The sequence below is a fragment of the Paracoccus sp. S1E-3 genome, assembly GCF_013868135.1.
GTDB lineage: Bacteria > Pseudomonadota > Alphaproteobacteria > Rhodobacterales > Rhodobacteraceae > Paracoccus.
In genome coordinates, this window is record NZ_JACEMU010000006.1 from 75,198 (window position 1) to 91,879 (window position 16,682).

Consider the following 16,682-nt stretch of genomic DNA (forward strand, 5'->3'; position numbering starts at 1 on the left):
CGCAGAGGCGGACGATCCATGGCCTGGCCGCCTCACCGTCCGCCCCAGGATTCGCACGCATCCGTGGCGCGCGGCGTGCCCGATCCAAAAGTGGCTCCGGTCCGCGACCTTGGCCAGTAGAAGGCCGGTTTCCCGGCCTTCTACGCGCTCCGCGCTACCTAATGCGCGCCGGTCGCTTCAAAGATCGGTTTGCCGTTCTGCGTCAGCCGCCGGGCAAGATTACGCGCCGGTCGACCGGGAACCAGCGGGCGCGCGGGCGCGTAATCGGCATCGTCGGCCGTCGCCAGTTCAGGAAAAATCGCGAATATCTCATCCCGGCTTTCGGCCGATACCGATTTCAGCGCCTGCGGCCCGGTAAACAGGGTTTCCGTCTTCACGCCGTTCGACCGGACGATCTGATGATCGTCCAGAAGGAAATGCCAATAGATGACCTCCTCCAGATCGTCGGCGATCTCGATCCCTTCATGCGTCAGCAGATGCTTGGCCGCAACCAACACCTCGTCGGAACCGAACATGCGTTCCGCCACGGTCGAACGGACGAGGATCCGGTGCTGCGGCGACACCACCAGATCCCTGCGCGGTCGATCCGGTCCCAAAGCGCCCGCCTTGATACGCACCGGCCGAAGTCCCGGCGTCGCCTCCAGATCCGCGGCCCCGAGGGCCTGCGAGCCGATCCAGCGAATGGGGCAAAGACCATGATCCAGCGTCGCGACCTCGTCGCCGATGGCCAGTTCCTCGACAAGCACCTCGCCATTCGCCGTCTCGATACCGGTGCCAGCGGCGAAGCAGACGATCTGAAGATCGACGATCTCCGGATCGAACGAAACATCAGGGTGGACCATTGTGCTGTTGGTCCGCCGCGAGACATCCACGACGCGAATGCTGGAAATGACTTTGATATCCTTCCAATCGCGGACGAAGTAGGCATTCGGCCGGAAAAACATGTCGCCATTGTCCATCTGGACGACAACGGCGGTCTTGGTCCCGATCAGCTTTTCGCCGCCATTGCCGTCTGGGGCGTAGATTTCCACCTGCGCACGCACGAACCCCGTGATCTTCGCAGTCACGTTATTGCCGTCGGGGTCGGTATATTCCATCTTCGATCCGCCGCGGCCGGCAGTATTATACGTGGTCGTGAAGCTTCTTCTGATCACCTCGCCGGTCAGTTCGGTCGGCTTGATTTCTGACTTTCCCCTGGCGGTGTATCCTTCCATCGCGTCCGCCTGCCCCTGAGTGATATTCGTCGACGGGTTTGGATTGAACTGCTTTTCGTTCCCGATCCACATCCACCATGCGCTTTTCGTCGCCATGTTCTGCCTCCATCTTTAAATAGCCGGGTGAATTGCAGGGCCCGGCCGTCACTCGTTTTTACCCGCGCTCGTGTGGAGCAGCGGGCGCTTCTCGCGACGAAAATAGGGAATGGTGAACTGAGGAAAATGCACAAACCCGTGAGATTTCAACATCATACATGGGCATATTGTCACAGGGGAGCGCAAAGGAGGCCCTGCCGGGATGCAAAGGCGAGTCGAACCGCGCCCGTATCGGCCCCCAGGACAGGACCGATCAGCGAAAGGTTAACCGGATTTGCGGCGCACCAAAAACGCGCCCTGCGGTTCCGGCAGGCGCAGGGACGGCCATGCGGTATGCGCAACCGCCCCGCGGCGATCAGCTTTCGACGTAATTCGCGATCAGGTGGCGCATGATGCGTTTGACCACAATCGGTTTCACATGGATGTGGTCGGGCAAATAGCTTTCCAGGCCACCCGACTGCACGATCTCGTAGCTGGGGAAATAATCCACGAAATCAAAATCGCGCGTCAGCATGTCGGCCACGACCCGCAGGGTGGCTTTCGAATAACTGTTCGAAATCACGCAATCGCGCCGCTCGAATGTCGACGCCAGTGGAACCGGAGAGACCGTCACCAGCACTTTCGCGACACCCGCCGCCTTCAACCGCTGGATGGCCTGAGCCATTTGCTGATAGCAGCCATCTGGCGTGAAGTTGACGAAGCTGTAACGACCGGCGCTGCGCCGCATCTCGCGCGGGTTGGGAATCCGGTTCAGATAAAGGCCGGTTTCCTCGTCCCGCCACACCTCGGTCATGCCCAGCGTCAGGATGACGCAATCCGCCGCCGGCAGCGCACTGTAGACGGAATCGATGAGGCTGCGGACCTGCATCAGCTGGTCGTTGCTGACGGCCAGACCCTTCGACAGCAACAGGTCGACTTCGCCTCCCTCCATGGCGGTGGTCAGCCCGGCAATGGCGGTGGTGTCGCGCCCGGCGACGGCCCATTCGATCCGTTGCGCCATCGAACCCGCATTATATTCGTTCAGAATGCTGTTCGGCCGTCCGTCCACCAGCTCTGGGCCAAGCTTCAATCCTTGGGTGGGAACCGTGAACCCCGTCAGATATTCCTCGATCTCGCGCGCGAAGCACGAGCCGATGGTGAACACCGTTTCGCCGGGCCGGATCGAAAAGCGGGGCTGGACGGAAGGAATGATAAGCATCTCCTCCGCGCGATCGTCCCCCGCTTTCGGATAGGTCCGGTTTTTTCCGGCGGCACGGGCATTATCCAGCGCCTGAGCGGCACTGATGACGATATTGGAGAAACTCATTTAACTGATTCCTGTGGAAGTCGCGGGGTCGCGGCATTTGGAAGGTCAGGCCGACAGGTTGTCAACGCGGCGCAGTGCGCTGGCTGGCCTCCGCCAGAACATTTCCAATTGGATTTCCCGTTTTGGAGTCGCGATGAAATAAAAATGCCACAGCGCGGGCTGTGGCTGGTTGCGGAATACCTCCGCCTTCAAAAGAAAAAGGCCGGGTCGCCCCGGCCTCGATCTCAGTTCTTTTCTTCGATGATCACCGCGAGGTGCGGGATCTTCGCGACCATGCCGCGGATCGCCGGGGTGTCTTCCAGCTCGCGCGTGCGGTGCATCTTGTTCAGGCCCAGACCTTTCAGCGTCTCGCGCTGGATGGCGGGGCGGCGGATCGGCGAGCCGATCTGCTTGACGACGATGGTTTTAGCCATTGCAGCCTCTCCTTACGCTTCAGCGGCCGCTTCGGCCGGCTTGTCGGTCGAGGGCAGAATGTCGGCGACCTTCTTGCCACGACGCTGCGCGACCGTCCGGGGCGAAGCTTCGCGCTTCAGGCCGTCCAGCGTGGCGCGGATCATGTTATAGGGGTTCTGCGAACCCAGCGATTTCGCCACCACGTCCTGAACGCCCAGCATCTCGAACACGGCGCGCATCGGACCACCGGCGATGATCCCGGTCCCCGGAACGGCGGTGCGCATCACCACGCGGCCCGCACCGTGGCGGCCCTCGATGTCGTGGTGCAGCGTGCGGCCGTCGCGCAGCGGCACGCGGACCATCTGGCGCTTGGCCTGTTCGGTCGCCTTGCGGATCGCTTCCGGCACTTCCTTGGCCTTGCCCTTGCCGAAGCCCACACGACCGCGCTGATCGCCAACAACGACAAGCGCGGCGAAGCCGAAGCGCTTACCACCCTTGACGGTTTTCGACACGCGGTTGATCGCGACCAGACGATCGGCGAATTCCGGGGTTTCTTCGCGCTCTTCGCGGCGGCCCCGACGGTTTTCACGTTCTGCCATATGGCATTCCTTCATATCTGGCGCGTCATTCCACGCCGTTGGTATCAATCCAGGTGGGCAGGCGGGTGAAAGCCCCCTGCCCCCGGATCATCGGAGGGGCGTTGCCGCCCCCCACAGGATCAGAACTTCAGACCGCCTTCGCGGGCTGCGTCTGCCAAGGCCTTGACCTTGCCGTGGAACAGGAAGCCGCCACGGTCGAAGATGACTTCTTCGATCCCGGCCTTCTTCGCACGTTCCGCGATCGCCGCGCCAATCTTGGCGGCGGCTTCGACGTTGTTCTTGCCCACCACGCCGAGATCTTTTTCCAGCGAGGACGCCGCCGCCAGGGTCACACCCTTGACGTCGTCGATCACCTGGACCGAGATGTTCTTCGACGAACGGTGAACGGACAGACGCGGACGACCATCGTTGATCGAACGCAGTTTGTTCCGGTTGCGCAGGCGGCGCTTCAGGAACAGCTCTCTTTTGCTCAGTGCCATGATTGCGCCCCTTACTTCTTCTTGCCTTCCTTGCGGAACACGAACTCGCCCTTGTAGCGGATGCCCTTGCCCTTATAGGGCTCGGGTGCGCGCCATTCGCGGATGTTCGCGGCGACCTGACCAACCAGTTGCTGGTCGATGCCTTCCACAACGATTTCAGTTTGCTTCGGCGCGGTGATCGTCACGCCCTCGGGCGTTTCGAAATTCACCTCGTGCGAATAACCGAGCGACAGCTTCAGCGTCTTGCCCTGCATGTTCGCGCGATAACCGACACCCTGGATTTCCAGCTCTTTCTTGAAGCCGGTCGACACGCCGGTGACCAGGTTCGCAACCATCGAGCGGGTCATGCCCCACTGCTGGCGCGCACGCTTGGACAGGCCGCGCGGGCTGACCGAAACCGAGCCCTCTTCCACTTTCAGGTCCACGTCGTCGGTCGCAGTGAAGCTGCGGGTGCCTTTCGGCCCCTTCACTTCGACCGTCTGGCCCTTGATTTCCGCCGTCACGCCCTTGGGCAGTTCGACCGGCTTTTTACCAATACGAGACATCCTGCCCTCCTTAGAACACGGTGCAGAGCACTTCGCCGCCAACATTGGCGTTGCGCGCTGCTGCGTCCGACATCACGCCTTTCGGCGTCGAGACGATGGAAACGCCCAGACCCTGACGGACCTGCGGGATTTCCTTGGCGCCGGCATAAACGCGACGGCCCGGCTTGGACACGCGGGCGAGTTCGCGGATGACCGGCTGGCCTTCGAAGTATTTCAGCGAGATTTCCAGCTCGGTATGGCCGGTCTCGGTGGTGACTTCTTCATAGCCGCGGATGTAGCCTTCGGCCTTCAGCACGTCCAAAACCCAGGCGCGCAGTTTCGAAGCCGGCGTACGGACGGTGGACTTACCACGCATCTGCGAGTTGCGGATACGGGTCAGCATATCGCCGAGAGGATCGTTCATATTCATCGTCGCCCCCTTACCAGCTCGATTTGACCAGGCCCGGAATCTGGCCTTGCGAGCCGAGCTCGCGCAGCATGATCCGGCTGAGTTTCAGTTTACGGTAATACGCATGCGGACGGCCGGTCAGCTGGCACCGGTTGTGCAGGCGCGTCGCCGACGAGTTGCGCGGCAGTTCAGCCAGCTTCAGCGAAGCCTTGAAACGCTCCTCAACCGGACGCTCTTGATCGTGAATGATCGCGTTCAGTTCGGCGCGCTTGGCGGCGTATTTCTGAACCAGACGCTCGCGCTTCTTCTCGCGCTCGACCATGGATTTCTTAGCCATATCTTCTTTCCCCTCGCGATCAGCTGTTGAACGGCATGTTGAAATGCTTCAACAGCGCTTTCGCTTCCGCATCGGTCTTGGCGGTGGTGCAGATGATGATGTCCATCCCCAGAACTTCGTCGACCTTGTCGAAGTTGATTTCCGGGAACACGATGTGCTCCTTCAGGCCCATGGCATAGTTGCCGCGGCCGTCGAAAGAGGTGCCCTTCACGCCGCGGAAGTCGCGGACGCGGGGCAGCGCGATGTTGATCAGGCGATCCAGGAATTCATACATCCGGTCGCCGCGCAGGGTCACTTTGGTCCCCAGCGGCATTTCCTCGCGAACGCGGAAACCGGCGATCGAATTCTTCGCCTTGGTGATGACAGCCTTCTGGCCAGCGATCAGCGACAGTTCTTCCGCGCCCTGCTTGACCTTCTTGGTGTCCTTGACGGCCTCGCCGATGCCCATGTTCAGGACGATTTTGTCCAGCTTGGGGATCTGCATGTCGTTCTTGTAGCCGAACTCTTCTTTCAGAGCGGCGCGGACCGTGTCCTTGTAGACCGACTTCAGGCGCGGGGTGTAGTTGGCTTGGTCCAGCATCAGATCACGTCTCCCGTGGTCTTGGCGAAACGGACCTTCTGGTCGCCTTCCATGCGGAAGCCAACGCGGGTCGCCTTGCCGTTCTTGTCCATCAGCGCGAGGTTCGACAGGTCGATCGGCATCGACTTGGCGATGCGGCCGCCCTGGCTGGTCTGGGTCTGGCGGGTGTGGCGGAGGGCGACGTTGATACCTTCGACGACAGCTTTGCCGTCCTTCGGCATCACAGCGGTGATTTCACCCTGCTTGCCCTTGTCCTTGCCGGCCAGCACGATGACCTTGTCGCCTTTTTTCAGCTTGGCAGCCATCACAGCACCTCCGGAGCGAGCGAGATGATCTTCATGAAGTTCTTCGCACGCAGCTCGCGCACGACCGGCCCGAAGATACGGGTGCCGACCGGTTCGCCCTGGTTGTTCAGGATGACGGCGGCGTTCTGGTCGAAGCGGATCGAGGTGCCGTCTTCGCGTTTCACTTCTTTGGCGGTGCGCACGACGACGGCCTTGCGGACGTCACCTTTCTTCACGCGGCCGCGCGGGATGGCTTCCTTCACGGATACGACAATGATGTCGCCCACCGACGCATAGCGACGGTGCGAACCACCCAGAACCTTGATGCACTGCACCCGGCGAGCGCCGGAGTTGTCAGCAACATCCAGATTGGTTTGCATCTGGATCATGGTTTACTCCCGACCTTTGGGGACGGCGATGCGTGCCGCCCCAGGGTTTCGAATTAATGCCGAACTCAAGCCGAGGCTTGCGCGTCGTCCAGAAGGACAGTCCAGCGTTTCGTCTTCGAGATCGGCGCGCATTCGATGATGCGAACGGTGTCACCGACCTTGAACTGGTTTTCCGCGTCATGGGCGCGGTATTTCTTCGAGGACCGCACGATCTTGTGCAGAACCGGGTGCTTGAAGCGGCGTTCCACCAGAACGGTGACAGTCTGCTCGTTCTTGTCCGAGGTGACGGTGCCTTGCAGGATGCGTTTGGGCATATCGGTCCCCTTACTTCGACGAGGCGGCTTCGGCCGCTTTCTGGTTCAGAACGGTTTTCACGCGGGCAACGTCGCGGCGAACCGAGCGCATGCGCGCCGTCGATTCGAGCTGACCGGTGGCCTGCTGGAAGCGCAGGTTGAACGCTTCCTTCTTCAGCGCGACCAGCTGCTCCTGCAGCTGCTCGGGCGTCTTTTCTTTAAGTTCCTGCGCTTTCATGCGCCTTTTCCTTTCAACATCACCGGAGAGCCCCGCGTCCACGGGCCACCCTGATTCCGGTGGAGTTTCGTGATGAAGGCCGTCCCATACAGCCCTCCAAAGGTTTTGGCAAGCGTTTCGCCTTGGATAGCGGCAAAAAACCGTGCGCCGCCGCCCCGCCTACGCGTGCACCAGCGGCTTGTCGTTACGCTGGTGTCGATCGGCCAGCTTGCGGCCAGCCTTCCCGTTGACGACCGGCCGGGCCGGCAGCGCCCCCTCGATCCCGGCACCGATATGGGCGAGATCGGGGAACAGCGCCAGAATTTCCCGCCGCGCAGCCGCCGACACCATTTTCAGCGCCTGCGGACCCGTGAACAGCGATTCCGAAACCGCACCGTTGGCGAAGACCAACTCGTGGCGGTCGAACAGCAGATGGACATAGGTGACGGCGCTTTCCCCGGCCTCAAAACCGATGCCCGGCAGGCCGACCAGATGTTTGGCGGCGACAAGCACCTCGTCACTACCAAACATGTTGCGGGCGATCGCCGAGCGCACGAAGACACGGTGCTGCGGCGAAACCACAAGATCAGCCTTCGGCAGCCGGGTGCCAAGCGCGCCGGCGCTGATGCGGACCGGACGCAACCTCTCCTGCCCGCGCGTATCGACATTGCAGCTTCCGGTCCAGTGCAGCGGGCGGGCGCCATGGTCCACGGTCAGGACAAGATCCCCTGCCCGCAGCGTCTCGACCGCACGCGGGCCTTCCGGCGTCGCAATCATCGTGCCGGCGACGAAACAGACGATGTCGACATCGAAGATCGACGGCTTGAAGGAGACATCCTTGTTAACGGCGCTGTTGTCGGCAAACTTCGCCGCTGACACAATCTTGATGCTCTGGATGCTTTTGATGCTGTCCCATGCGGCGACCTGATCCGACCTCGGACGGAAGAACATGTCGCCATTGGCCATTTGAATAAACACGCCAGTCTGGGTCGTCGTGGAGCCATCGCCGAGGGTGATTTCGTACCGGACATCCAAAAAGGCCGTAATTCTCGTGTCCGTTACGATTGTATCGTCTTCCGGCGAGGTATAGGACATGGCTGTCCCGCCCGGAACGTTCGGATTGTAGACGGTTTGGAACGCGTTCTGTAAAACCTCACCGGTGACTTTGACCGCCTCGATTTCCGAGCTGCCAGTTGCGGTCATGCCCACCACCTTCTGAATCTCGGCGGCGGTCATGTTGTCTTTGGGGGTCGGATTGTACTGCGGGTCTCGTCCGATCCACATCCAGTTGACGGTGTGTGTCGCCATTTCGGCATCTTTCTAGCTACTGTTTTACTGAACCTTAATGTCGCACGCGACATCCCCGGCAGACAACGCTGCCGTGTATTTCTCTAAACACACGGAGCACCGTTACGCAAAGTTTTCGTCGGGTAACAACACAAAATAATTCCACGATATCGCTGGCAAGCAGAAATTCATCATGCCGAAAACTGGTATGACGGACGGATTCCCCTCAGACAAAGGGCGTAGCCAGGGGCCGTGCGCGGGCGAGGTGACGCAAAGCCAGCTTGCGTCCTTGCTTGTCGTTCAAGAACCCCTCGGGCGCCACAATCCAGGATTGTGGCGGTAACGACGCAACAGAACTCCGGGCGCCGTCCAACCCTGGCAAAAATAAAGGCCCCGCCGTTTCCAGCGAGGCCTCGATGCAGTCGCGCAGAAGCGCAGGCTTACCAGTCCGCGCGTTCCACGATGCGGGTCATGACCGGCAGTTTCATCGCGCCGAGACGCAGCGCCTCGCGGGCGATGGTGTCGCTGACGCCGTCGATCTCGAACATGATCCGGCCGGGGTGAACCCGAGCGGCCCAATAGTCGATCGAGCCCTTGCCTTTACCCATCCGCACTTCGGTCGGCTTCGACGAAACCGGAACATCCGGGAAAATCCGGATCCAGACCCGGCCCTGACGCTTCATGTGGCGGGTGATCGCGCGGCGGGCCGCTTCGATCTGGCGCGCGGTGACACGCTCCGGCTCGGTCGCTTTCAGAGCGAAGGAACCGAAGTTCAGGTCGAAACCGCCCTTCGCTTCGCCGTGGATGCGGCCCTTGAACTGTTTGCGGAACTTCGTCCGTTTCGGTTGCAGCATTTCACCTTCTCCTTAGCGGGCGTCGCGACGCGGCCCACGCGGAGCCGGGCCTTCCTGTGCCTCGGCAGCGCGGCGATCGCGGGCTTGCGGATCATGTTCCATGATCTCGCCTTTGAAGATCCACACCTTGATGCCGATGATCCCGTAGGGGGTCATGGCTTCCGCCAGCGCATAGTCGATATCGGCGCGCAGCGTGTGCAGCGGCACACGGCCCTCGCGGTACCATTCGGTCCGCGCGATCTCGGCGCCGCCCAGACGGCCGGCGACGTTGACGCGGATGCCGAGCGCACCCATGCGCATCGCGTTCTGCACCGCGCGCTTCATGGCGCGGCGGAACGAGACCCGGCGCTCCAGCTGCTGCGCGATCGATTCCGCGACCAGCTGGGCGTCCAGTTCCGGCTTGCGGACCTCGACGATGTTCAGGTGCAGCTCGCTATCGGTGAACTGCGCCAGTTTCTTGCGCAGAACCTCGATATCGGCGCCCTTCTTGCCGATGATGACACCCGGACGGGCGGCATGAATGGTCACGCGCGCCTTCTTGTGCGGACGCTCGATGATGACACGGCTGATGCCGGCCTGTTTGGCTTCCTTGTGCACGAAGTCGCGGATCTTCAGATCCTCGAGCAGCAGGTTGCCATAGTCCTTGTCGTCGGCATACCAACGGCTGTCCCAGGTGCGGTTGACCTGGAGGCGCATCCCGACGGGGTTAACCTTCTGACCCATTACGCTTGCTCCTCTGCGGTGGTCGCCTTGGCGGGCTTGCGGGCAGCCTTCTTGGCCTCCGCAGCGGCGGCCGCGGCGGCCGGATCGACCTCGCGCAGCTTGATGGTGATTTCCGAGAACGGCTTCATGATCTTGCCATACCGGCCACGGGCGCGCGGACGGCCGCGCTTCATCACCAGGTTCTTGCCGACCCACGCCTCGGCGACGACCAGGTTGTCGACGTCCAGGTTGTGGTTGTTTTCGGCATTGGCGATGGCCGACTGAAGGCATTTCTTCACGTCGACCGAGATCCGGCGCTTCGAGAAGGTCAGATCGGCCAGGGCCTTTTCAACCTTCTTGCCGCGGATCAGGCCGGCGACGAGATTCAGCTTCTGCGGCGAGGTGCGAAGCATCTTGGTCTTCGCCATCGCTTCGTTATCGGCCACGCGGCGCGGATTCTTTTCCTTACCCATGACGATTACTTCCTTTTCGCTTTCTTGTCGGCGGCGTGACCGTAATAGGTCCGCGTCGGCGAGTATTCCCCGAACTTCTGGCCGATCATTTCCTCGGTCACGTTGACCGGGATGTGCTTGTGGCCGTTATAGACGCCGAAGGTCAGGCCGACGAATTGCGGCAGGATCGTCGAGCGGCGCGACCAGATCTTGATGACATCCGACTTGCCCGAATCGCGGGCTTTCTCGGCCTTCTTCAACACATAGGCGTCGACGAACGGGCCTTTCCAGATAGAACGTGCCATGGATTAACGCCCCTTCTTCACGTGACGCGAGCGCAAGATGTACTTGTCAGTCGCCTTGTTCGAGCGGGTCTTCTTGCCCTTGGTGTCCTTGCCCCAGGGCGTCACCGGCGTGCGGCCGCCCGAGGTCCGGCCCTCACCACCACCATGCGGGTGGTCGATCGGGTTCATCGCGACACCGCGGACCGAAGGACGGATGCCCTTGTGGCGGTTGCGGCCGGCCTTGCCGAGATTCTGGTTCGAATGGTCGGCATTCGACACCGCGCCGATGGTAGCCATGCATTCCTGACGGACCAGACGCAGCTCGCCCGAGGACAGGCGAATCTGGGCATAGCCGCCGTCGCGACCGACGAACTGGGCATAGGTGCCAGCCGAACGGGCGATCTGGCCGCCCTTGCCGGGCTTCAGCTCGACATTGTGGACGATCGTGCCGATCGGCATCCCCGAGAAGGGCATGGCGTTGCCGGGCTTCACGTCGACCTTGGCGCCGGCGATCACCTTGTCGCCAACGGTCAGACGCTGCGGCGCCAGGATATAGGCCTGCTCGCCATCGTCATATTTGATCAGCGCGATGAAGGCGGTGCGGTTGGGATCGTATTCGATCCGCTCGACCGTCGCGACAACATCGAACTTGTTGCGCTTGAAATCGACGATGCGATACAGGCGCTTCGCCCCGCCGCCCTGGCGGCGCATGGTGATCCGTCCGGTATTGTTCCGGCCGCCCTTCTTGGTCAGACCCTCGGTAAGGGATTTGACCGGACGACCTTTCCAAAGCTCCGAACGGTCGATCAGAACCAGCCCGCGCTGGCCAGGCGTCGTCGGTTTATACGACTTGAGTGCCATCTTTCTGTCTTCCGTTGCTTTGTTTCGTCAAAAACTCACGCGGCCCCCGCGAAGGCGGAGGCCGCAATTTCGCGGCTTGCTATCACAGGCCGGTGTTGACGTCGATCGAATTGCCTTCGACCAGCGTGACATAGGCCTTCTTCACGTCCGAACGGGTGCCGGGGCGCCCGCGGAAACGCTTGGTCTTGCCTTTGGTCACGGTCGTGTTGACGGCCTTGACCTTGACCCCGAACAGGTTTTCCACAGCTTCCTTGATCTGCGGCTTGTTCGCGTCCATCGCCACCTCGAAGACAACGGCATTGGCGGTTTCGCCAGCCAGCGTTGCCTTTTCGGTGATGATCGGCTTGCGGATCACGTCGTAATGTTCTGCTTTCGCGCTCATTTCAGGCGAGCCTCCAGAGCTTCGACACCAGCCCGCGTGATGACCAGGGTATCACGCTTCAGGATGTCATAGACGTTGGCGCCCATCGACGGCAGGACATCCACACCTTCGATGTTGCGCGCGGCGCGGGCGAAGCCTTCGTTGACTTCGGCACCGTCGATCACCAGCACACGCTTCCAGCCGTTTTCCTTCACGGCTTTCGCCACGACCGAGGTCTTGACGTCAGCGATGTTCAGATCCTCGACGATCACCAGCTCGCCCGCCGTGGCTTTCGCCGACAGGGCATGCTTCAGACCGAGGGCGCGAACCTTCTTCGGCAGATCGAAGGCGTGGCTGCGCGGGGTCGGACCCTTGTAGACACCACCCTTGCGGAAGATCGGCGCCTTGCGGGAACCGTGACGGGCGCCGCCGGTGCCTTTCTGGCGATAGATCTTCTTGGTCGAGTAGGACACTTCCGACTTGCCCAGCACCGAGTGGGTACCGGCCTGCGCCTTGGCGTTCTGCCAGCGCACAACGCGCTGCAGCAGGTCGCCGCGGGGCTCCAGCCCGAAGATCTCGTCGGCCAGCTCGATCGACCCGGCTTTGCCCGAGTCCAGCTTGATCACATCGAGTTTCATTCCTTGTCTCCTTCAGGAGCAGCGTCAGCCACCGGATCCGCGTTCGGATCGGCAGCAGCCTTGTCGGCAGCGATCGACGCCTCGGCCTCGGCCAGAGCAGCAGCCTGCGCGGCGGCTTCGGCTTCAGCAGCGGCCTTGCGGGCGGCTTCTTCCTCGGCGGCGGCGGCAGCAGCGGCTTCTTCCGCGACACGCTGAGCTTCCTTCAGCTTCGAACGGGTCGCAGCCGGGGTGATCAGGGTTTCGGGGGTGGCTTTCTTCACGGCGTCCTTGATCGTGACCCAGCCGCCCTTGGAACCGGGGACCGAACCTTTGACCATGATCAGACCGCGATCGCTGTCGGTGCGGACAACCTGCAGGTTCTGGGTGGTGACGCGCACCGAACCCAGGTGCCCGGCCATTTTCTTGCCCTTGAACACCTTGCCGGGATCCTGGCACTGACCGGTTGAGCCGTGCGAACGATGGCTGACCGACACGCCGTGCGAGGCGCGCAGACCACCGAAGTTGTGGCGCTTCATGGCACCGGCAAAACCTTTACCGATCGAGGTGCCGGCGATGTCGACGAACTGACCCGCGAAGTAGTGATCGGCAACGATCTCCTCGCCCACGGGAACCAGGTTCTCTTCCGAGACGCGGAACTCGGCGATCTTGCGCTTCGGCGCAACACCGGCCTTGGCGAAATGGCCGCGAACCGGCGCGGAGACCCGCTTGGCCTTCGCGTCGCCCGCGCCCAGCTGAACGGCGACATAGCCGTCACGCTCGGCGGTCCGCTGGTCGATGACCTGCAGGTTGTCGAGGTGGAGAACGGTCACCGGAACCTGGCGGCCGTCTTCCAGAAACAGCCGGGTCATGCCCAGCTTCTTGGCGATAACACCCGTACGCATTGTCGCCTCCTCAGACCTTGATCTCGACATCCACGCCAGCGGCGAGGTCGAGCTTCATCAGCGCGTCAACGGTCTGGGGGGTCGGGTCAACGATGTCCAGCAGACGCTTGTGCGTGCGGATTTCCCACTGGTCGCGCGACTTCTTGTCGATGTGCGGACCACGCAGGACGGTGAATTTCTCGATCTTGTTCGGCAGCGGGATCGGCCCGCGGACCGTGGCACCCGTGCGCTTGGCGGTGTTCACGATTTCCTGGGTGCTGGCGTCCAGCACGCGGTAATCGAACGCCTTCAGCCGAATGCGGATATTCTGACTTTGCATCGTCATCCCTCGGATCTTTGAGGGTTCCAGTCGAGAGGCTGACGACACACCACGCGGCGCCAGCATCGGACCTGTATAAAAACTGCGAAGCCGCCCTATAGGAGGCGGCCCCGTCAGATGCAAGCGAATCCTGTGCGAAAAAGCGGATTCGGTCGCGATGGGCGCGTATAGCGTCAGGCGGCGCTGCGCGTCAAGGGTCTATGTGCCCTATCCGGCCTTTCCATTGGCGGCGCGGAGGCGTTGCGCGATCTCCGCCCTGACAGTGGCCGGCACAGCCCCGACCGGCAAGATCTGGAACAGTTGCGGCGAGACAAAAAGCAGCATGACCCCACCATCCTCAGTCGTCTTGAGATAGTCCGACCAGCGATGGCTCCATTGATCGGCCGCCGACAGGAATTTCAGCCCCGTCTCCTCGACGAGCATCTCCACCTCGCGGCGGAGCATCGGATAACGGTCATATTGCCACCGCGCCGCGATCCAGCCGCTGAGCGGCGGGATAAGCAGATACATGAGCCCCCAGACGATCGCCAGAATGCCAATGGAGGTCACCAGCTTCGCCGGTGAGGTCAGAACCTGGATCAGGCTTCCGCCCATCAGCAGATTGACCATGATGACCAGCCCGCCCGAGGACAGCGGTATCCACGGGTTCCGCAGGATGCGCCGCCACCGCAATGCATAAGCGGCCCCGAAATCCTGTGGCGTGATTCGGATCGGATAGCTGTTCATCGGTTCCTGTGACAAAAAAGGCCGCCCCAAAGGGACGGCCTTTCATTTTTAGGTTTGTGTCAAAAGGACTGCAACCTGCGACGAAATCAGGAATCAATAGCCGGTTTCGGTCGCCGCTTCATCGATCAGATCGGCGATTTCCTCGGGATGCGAGGCCAGCGAGGCGTGGCTGGCGGCCAGTTCGATGATCCGCTTGGGATTCATGCGTTCGGCCATCATCTTCTCGTTTTCCGGGTTGATCATCCGGTCATGGGTCGAGATTTGATACCAGACCGGCTTGTTCTTCCAGGCCGGCGCGGTGACGTTGTCGCCGAAAGTGCTGGCGAGCGGCGCTTTCTGCGTCACCGCCATCACCAGCGCGTCGCCCTCGGGCAGGTCCTGACAGAAGCTTTCGCGGAACTTGTCCTGCTTGATCCACAGATAGCCGTCGCTGTCGGGCGCGAGGTTCGGGAATGCTTCCGGCGGCTTGGCCTGGCTGATCCCGCCCGGACTTTCCCCGGCATCGGGCGCGAAGGCCGCGACATAGACAAGGCCCTTCACATTCGGCAGGTCGCCCATCTCGGTAATGACGGCGCCGCCATAGGAATGGCCGACCAGAATGACCGGCCCGTGGATCTGCTTGACCATCTTGCGGGTCCGCTCGGCATCGTCAGCCAATGAGGTCAGCGGATTTTCGACCGCGTGCAGATCGTGATAGCCGCGCTTGTGCAGCTCCTTGATGACATTGGCCCAGTGGGCGGCGCCGCCCCAGAAGCCGTGGACGAGAACGATTGCGGGTCTTTGTGGCATGAAAACCTCCTGTTCGCCGCATGCGGCGACTGTTGACCTGATATCGGGGCGGCGGACGCCCCGACAGAAAAGCCTGACGCAGCGGTCGCGGTTCCACAAGGTATTGATGTATATTTATTGGGTATGCATCGGGCGCAGCGCCCACATCCTCTGCCGCCCCGCCCCAACGCAAAAAGGCCGCCCTGTCGGGCGGCCTTTCCATCCTGATCTCCGCGGGCCCGAGGGCCGGGGATCACTTGATGATTTTCGACACCACGCCGGCGCCGACCGTGCGGCCGCCTTCGCGGATGGCGAAGCGCAGCTTTTCTTCCATCGCGATCGGGGCGATCAGCTCGACCTCGAACTTCAGGTTGTCGCCCGGCATCACCATTTCCGTGCCTTCCGGCAGCTTCACCGTCCCGGTCACGTCCGTGGTGCGGAAGTAGAACTGCGGGCGGTAGTTGGCGAAGAACGGCGTGTGGCGGCCGCCTTCTTCCTTGGTCAGGATATAGGCCTCGGCTTCGAAGGTGGTGTGCGGGGTCACCGATTTCGGCTTCACCAGAACCTGGCCACGCTCGACGCCGTCACGGTCGATGCCGCGCAGCAGGACGCCGACGTTGTCGCCAGCCTCCCCGCGGTCCAGCAGCTTGCGGAACATTTCCACGCCGGTGCAGGTGGTCTTCTTGGTGTCGCGGATGCCCACGATTTCCAGTTCGTCGCCGACGTTCACCGCGCCGCGCTCGATCCGGCCGGTCACAACCGTGCCGCGGCCCGAGATCGAGAACACGTCTTCGATCGGCAGCAGGAACGGCTGGTCCACGGCGCGCTCGGGCGTCGGGATGTAGTTGTCAACGGCTTCGATCAGCGCCTTGATCGAGTTCTCGCCGATCTCCGGGTCACGGCCTTCCAGCGCCGCCAGAGCCGAGCCCTTGATGATCGGAATGTCGTCGCCGGGATAGTCGTACGAGCTCAGCAGCTCGCGCACTTCCATCTCGACCAGTTCCAGCAGTTCCTCGTCATCCACCTGGTCGACCTTGTTCAGGTAGACGACCATGTAGGGAATGCCGACCTGACGGCCCAGCAGGATGTGCTCGCGCGTCTGCGGCATCGGGCCGTCGGCCGCGTTCACCACCAGGATCGCGCCGTCCATCTGCGCCGCGCCGGTGATCATGTTCTTCACATAGTCGGCGTGGCCGGGGCAGTCCACATGGGCATAGTGACGGGTCGGCGACTCGTATTCCACATGCGCCGTCGAAATGGTGATCCCGCGGGCCTTCTCTTCCGGCGCGCCATCAATCTGGTCATAGGCACGGAATTCGCCGAAATACTTCGTGATCGCCGCCGTCAGCGTCGTCTTGCCGTGGTCAACGTGACCGATCGTCCCGATGTTGACGTGCGGTTTCGTCCGTTCAAACTTAGCTTTTGCCAT

25 protein-coding genes and 1 pseudogene are annotated in these 16,682 nt (G+C 61.8%); all 26 read right to left on the reverse strand.

Annotated elements, in window-relative coordinates:
• Window positions 1–158: 158 nt before the first annotated feature.
• Window positions 159–1,310 carry a Hint domain-containing protein gene (locus H1S04_RS18680; protein ID WP_255435578.1) on the reverse strand — a complete coding sequence of 384 codons (1,152 nt, stop codon included), beginning with the start codon at window positions 1,308–1,310 and terminating at the stop codon, window positions 159–161.
• A gap of 355 nt (window positions 1,311–1,665) precedes the next feature.
• Window positions 1,666–2,616, reverse strand: coding sequence for a GSCFA domain-containing protein (locus H1S04_RS10855; protein ID WP_181745606.1), 951 nt, complete (start codon window positions 2,614–2,616; stop codon window positions 1,666–1,668).
• 224 nt (window positions 2,617–2,840) lie between these two features.
• Window positions 2,841–3,029 carry a 50S ribosomal protein L30 gene (gene rpmD / locus H1S04_RS10860; RefSeq protein WP_181745607.1) on the reverse strand — a complete coding sequence of 63 codons (189 nt, stop codon included), beginning with the start codon at window positions 3,027–3,029 and terminating at the stop codon, window positions 2,841–2,843.
• Between the two features lie 12 nt (window positions 3,030–3,041).
• Window positions 3,042–3,608 (reverse strand): 30S ribosomal protein S5, encoded by a 567-nt coding sequence (gene rpsE, locus H1S04_RS10865; protein WP_181745608.1) that lies wholly within the window; start codon window positions 3,606–3,608, stop codon window positions 3,042–3,044.
• Window positions 3,609–3,727: 119 nt separating this feature from the next.
• Window positions 3,728–4,087 (reverse strand): 50S ribosomal protein L18, encoded by a 360-nt coding sequence (gene rplR / locus H1S04_RS10870; RefSeq protein WP_181745609.1) that lies wholly within the window; start codon window positions 4,085–4,087, stop codon window positions 3,728–3,730.
• Between the two features lie 11 nt (window positions 4,088–4,098).
• Window positions 4,099–4,632 (reverse strand): 50S ribosomal protein L6, encoded by a 534-nt coding sequence (rplF, locus tag H1S04_RS10875; RefSeq protein WP_181745635.1) that lies wholly within the window; start codon window positions 4,630–4,632, stop codon window positions 4,099–4,101.
• 10 nt (window positions 4,633–4,642) lie between these two features.
• Window positions 4,643–5,041 carry a 30S ribosomal protein S8 gene (gene rpsH / locus H1S04_RS10880; protein ID WP_181745610.1) on the reverse strand — a complete coding sequence of 133 codons (399 nt, stop codon included), beginning with the start codon at window positions 5,039–5,041 and terminating at the stop codon, window positions 4,643–4,645.
• A 10-nt stretch (window positions 5,042–5,051) separates the two neighbouring features.
• A complete protein-coding gene (rpsN, locus tag H1S04_RS10885; protein ID WP_181745611.1) occupies window positions 5,052–5,357 on the reverse strand; it encodes a 30S ribosomal protein S14 in 306 nt (101 codons plus the stop codon).
• Window positions 5,358–5,376: 19 nt separating this feature from the next.
• A complete protein-coding gene (rplE, locus tag H1S04_RS10890; RefSeq protein WP_181745612.1) occupies window positions 5,377–5,937 on the reverse strand; it encodes a 50S ribosomal protein L5 in 561 nt (186 codons plus the stop codon).
• The gene (gene rplX / locus H1S04_RS10895) at window positions 5,937–6,242 is read right to left on the reverse strand and encodes a 50S ribosomal protein L24 (RefSeq protein ID WP_181745613.1); all 306 of its coding nucleotides are present in this window, start codon (window positions 6,240–6,242) and stop codon (window positions 5,937–5,939) included. The genes rplE and rplX overlap by 1 nt, the downstream gene beginning before the upstream one ends.
• A complete protein-coding gene (gene rplN, locus H1S04_RS10900) occupies window positions 6,242–6,610 on the reverse strand; it encodes a 50S ribosomal protein L14 (RefSeq protein WP_036703723.1) in 369 nt (122 codons plus the stop codon). The genes rplX and rplN overlap by 1 nt, the downstream gene beginning before the upstream one ends.
• 65 nt (window positions 6,611–6,675) lie before the next feature.
• Window positions 6,676–6,924 carry a 30S ribosomal protein S17 gene (rpsQ, locus tag H1S04_RS10905; protein ID WP_181745614.1) on the reverse strand — a complete coding sequence of 83 codons (249 nt, stop codon included), beginning with the start codon at window positions 6,922–6,924 and terminating at the stop codon, window positions 6,676–6,678.
• Between the two features lie 10 nt (window positions 6,925–6,934).
• Window positions 6,935–7,141, reverse strand: coding sequence for a 50S ribosomal protein L29 (rpmC, locus tag H1S04_RS10910; RefSeq protein ID WP_181745615.1), 207 nt, complete (start codon window positions 7,139–7,141; stop codon window positions 6,935–6,937).
• Window positions 7,142–7,300: 159 nt separating this feature from the next.
• A complete protein-coding gene (locus tag H1S04_RS10915; RefSeq protein ID WP_181745616.1) occupies window positions 7,301–8,428 on the reverse strand; it encodes a Hint domain-containing protein in 1,128 nt (375 codons plus the stop codon).
• 419 nt (window positions 8,429–8,847) lie between these two features.
• On the reverse strand, window positions 8,848–9,261 hold the full coding sequence (gene rplP / locus H1S04_RS10920) for a 50S ribosomal protein L16 (RefSeq protein WP_181745617.1): 414 nt from the start codon (window positions 9,259–9,261) through the stop codon (window positions 8,848–8,850).
• A gap of 12 nt (window positions 9,262–9,273) precedes the next feature.
• On the reverse strand, window positions 9,274–9,984 hold the full coding sequence (gene rpsC / locus H1S04_RS10925) for a 30S ribosomal protein S3 (protein WP_181745618.1): 711 nt from the start codon (window positions 9,982–9,984) through the stop codon (window positions 9,274–9,276).
• Between the two features lie 74 nt (window positions 9,985–10,058).
• Window positions 10,059–10,436, reverse strand: a pseudogene (gene rplV, locus H1S04_RS10930) (50S ribosomal protein L22); the annotation flags it as partial.
• 5 nt (window positions 10,437–10,441) lie between these two features.
• Entirely contained in the window at window positions 10,442–10,720 is a 279-nt protein-coding gene (gene rpsS, locus H1S04_RS10935) for a 30S ribosomal protein S19 (RefSeq protein WP_181745620.1), read from the reverse strand.
• A 3-nt stretch (window positions 10,721–10,723) separates the two neighbouring features.
• Window positions 10,724–11,560, reverse strand: coding sequence for a 50S ribosomal protein L2 (gene rplB, locus H1S04_RS10940; protein WP_181745621.1), 837 nt, complete (start codon window positions 11,558–11,560; stop codon window positions 10,724–10,726).
• Between the two features lie 82 nt (window positions 11,561–11,642).
• On the reverse strand, window positions 11,643–11,942 hold the full coding sequence (locus H1S04_RS10945; protein ID WP_181745622.1) for a 50S ribosomal protein L23: 300 nt from the start codon (window positions 11,940–11,942) through the stop codon (window positions 11,643–11,645).
• Window positions 11,939–12,559 carry a 50S ribosomal protein L4 gene (rplD, locus tag H1S04_RS10950; RefSeq protein WP_181745623.1) on the reverse strand — a complete coding sequence of 207 codons (621 nt, stop codon included), beginning with the start codon at window positions 12,557–12,559 and terminating at the stop codon, window positions 11,939–11,941. Before rplD ends, H1S04_RS10945 begins: the two co-directional genes overlap by 4 nt.
• Window positions 12,556–13,440: a 50S ribosomal protein L3 gene (gene rplC, locus H1S04_RS10955; RefSeq protein WP_181745624.1), complete on the reverse strand. Its 885-nt coding sequence runs from the start codon at window positions 13,438–13,440 to the stop codon at window positions 12,556–12,558. The genes rplD and rplC overlap by 4 nt, the downstream gene beginning before the upstream one ends.
• 10 nt (window positions 13,441–13,450) lie before the next feature.
• Window positions 13,451–13,759: a 30S ribosomal protein S10 gene (gene rpsJ, locus H1S04_RS10960; protein ID WP_042247848.1), complete on the reverse strand. Its 309-nt coding sequence runs from the start codon at window positions 13,757–13,759 to the stop codon at window positions 13,451–13,453.
• Between the two features lie 207 nt (window positions 13,760–13,966).
• On the reverse strand, window positions 13,967–14,485 hold the full coding sequence (locus tag H1S04_RS10965; RefSeq protein WP_181745625.1) for a YcxB family protein: 519 nt from the start codon (window positions 14,483–14,485) through the stop codon (window positions 13,967–13,969).
• 93 nt (window positions 14,486–14,578) lie between these two features.
• Window positions 14,579–15,274, reverse strand: a complete 696-nt coding sequence (locus H1S04_RS10970) for an alpha/beta hydrolase (protein WP_181745626.1) — start codon at window positions 15,272–15,274, stop codon at window positions 14,579–14,581.
• A gap of 232 nt (window positions 15,275–15,506) precedes the next feature.
• Window positions 15,507–16,682, reverse strand: a 1,176-nt coding sequence (gene tuf / locus H1S04_RS10975) for an elongation factor Tu (RefSeq protein WP_181745627.1), incomplete at its 5' end; no start/stop codon positions are given.

Coding starts and splice junctions, on each gene's coding strand:
- H1S04_RS10970 (WP_181745626.1), bottom strand. CDS start 15,274: ATGCCACAAAGACCCGCAATCGTTCTCGTCCACGGCTTCTGGGGCGGC.
- H1S04_RS10945 (WP_181745622.1), bottom strand. CDS start 11,942: ATGAGCGCGAAAGCAGAACATTACGACGTGATCCGCAAGCCGATCATC.
- rpsH (WP_181745610.1), bottom strand. CDS start 5,041: ATGAATATGAACGATCCTCTCGGCGATATGCTGACCCGTATCCGCAAC.
- rplB (WP_181745621.1), bottom strand. CDS start 11,560: ATGGCACTCAAGTCGTATAAACCGACGACGCCTGGCCAGCGCGGGCTG.
- rpsQ (WP_181745614.1), bottom strand. CDS start 6,924: ATGCCCAAACGCATCCTGCAAGGCACCGTCACCTCGGACAAGAACGAG.
- rplP (WP_181745617.1), bottom strand. CDS start 9,261: ATGCTGCAACCGAAACGGACGAAGTTCCGCAAACAGTTCAAGGGCCGC.
- rplF (WP_181745635.1), bottom strand. CDS start 4,632: ATGTCTCGTATTGGTAAAAAGCCGGTCGAACTGCCCAAGGGCGTGACG.
- rplX (WP_181745613.1), bottom strand. CDS start 6,242: ATGGCTGCCAAGCTGAAAAAAGGCGACAAGGTCATCGTGCTGGCCGGC.
- rpsE (WP_181745608.1), bottom strand. CDS start 3,608: ATGGCAGAACGTGAAAACCGTCGGGGCCGCCGCGAAGAGCGCGAAGAA.
- rplR (WP_181745609.1), bottom strand. CDS start 4,087: ATGGCACTGAGCAAAAGAGAGCTGTTCCTGAAGCGCCGCCTGCGCAAC.
- rpsS (WP_181745620.1), bottom strand. CDS start 10,720: ATGGCACGTTCTATCTGGAAAGGCCCGTTCGTCGACGCCTATGTGTTG.
- H1S04_RS10915 (WP_181745616.1), bottom strand. CDS start 8,428: ATGGCGACACACACCGTCAACTGGATGTGGATCGGACGAGACCCGCAG.
- rplC (WP_181745624.1), bottom strand. CDS start 13,440: ATGCGTACGGGTGTTATCGCCAAGAAGCTGGGCATGACCCGGCTGTTT.
- H1S04_RS10965 (WP_181745625.1), bottom strand. CDS start 14,485: ATGAACAGCTATCCGATCCGAATCACGCCACAGGATTTCGGGGCCGCT.
- rpmC (WP_181745615.1), bottom strand. CDS start 7,141: ATGAAAGCGCAGGAACTTAAAGAAAAGACGCCCGAGCAGCTGCAGGAG.
- rpsC (WP_181745618.1), bottom strand. CDS start 9,984: ATGGGTCAGAAGGTTAACCCCGTCGGGATGCGCCTCCAGGTCAACCGC.
- H1S04_RS18680 (WP_255435578.1), bottom strand. CDS start 1,310: ATGGCGACGAAAAGCGCATGGTGGATGTGGATCGGGAACGAAAAGCAG.
- rplD (WP_181745623.1), bottom strand. CDS start 12,559: ATGAAACTCGATGTGATCAAGCTGGACTCGGGCAAAGCCGGGTCGATC.
- rpmD (WP_181745607.1), bottom strand. CDS start 3,029: ATGGCTAAAACCATCGTCGTCAAGCAGATCGGCTCGCCGATCCGCCGC.
- rpsN (WP_181745611.1), bottom strand. CDS start 5,357: ATGGCTAAGAAATCCATGGTCGAGCGCGAGAAGAAGCGCGAGCGTCTG.
- H1S04_RS10855 (WP_181745606.1), bottom strand. CDS start 2,616: ATGAGTTTCTCCAATATCGTCATCAGTGCCGCTCAGGCGCTGGATAAT.
- rpsJ (WP_042247848.1), bottom strand. CDS start 13,759: ATGCAAAGTCAGAATATCCGCATTCGGCTGAAGGCGTTCGATTACCGC.
- rplE (WP_181745612.1), bottom strand. CDS start 5,937: ATGCTGGACCAAGCCAACTACACCCCGCGCCTGAAGTCGGTCTACAAG.
- rplN (WP_036703723.1), bottom strand. CDS start 6,610: ATGATCCAGATGCAAACCAATCTGGATGTTGCTGACAACTCCGGCGCT.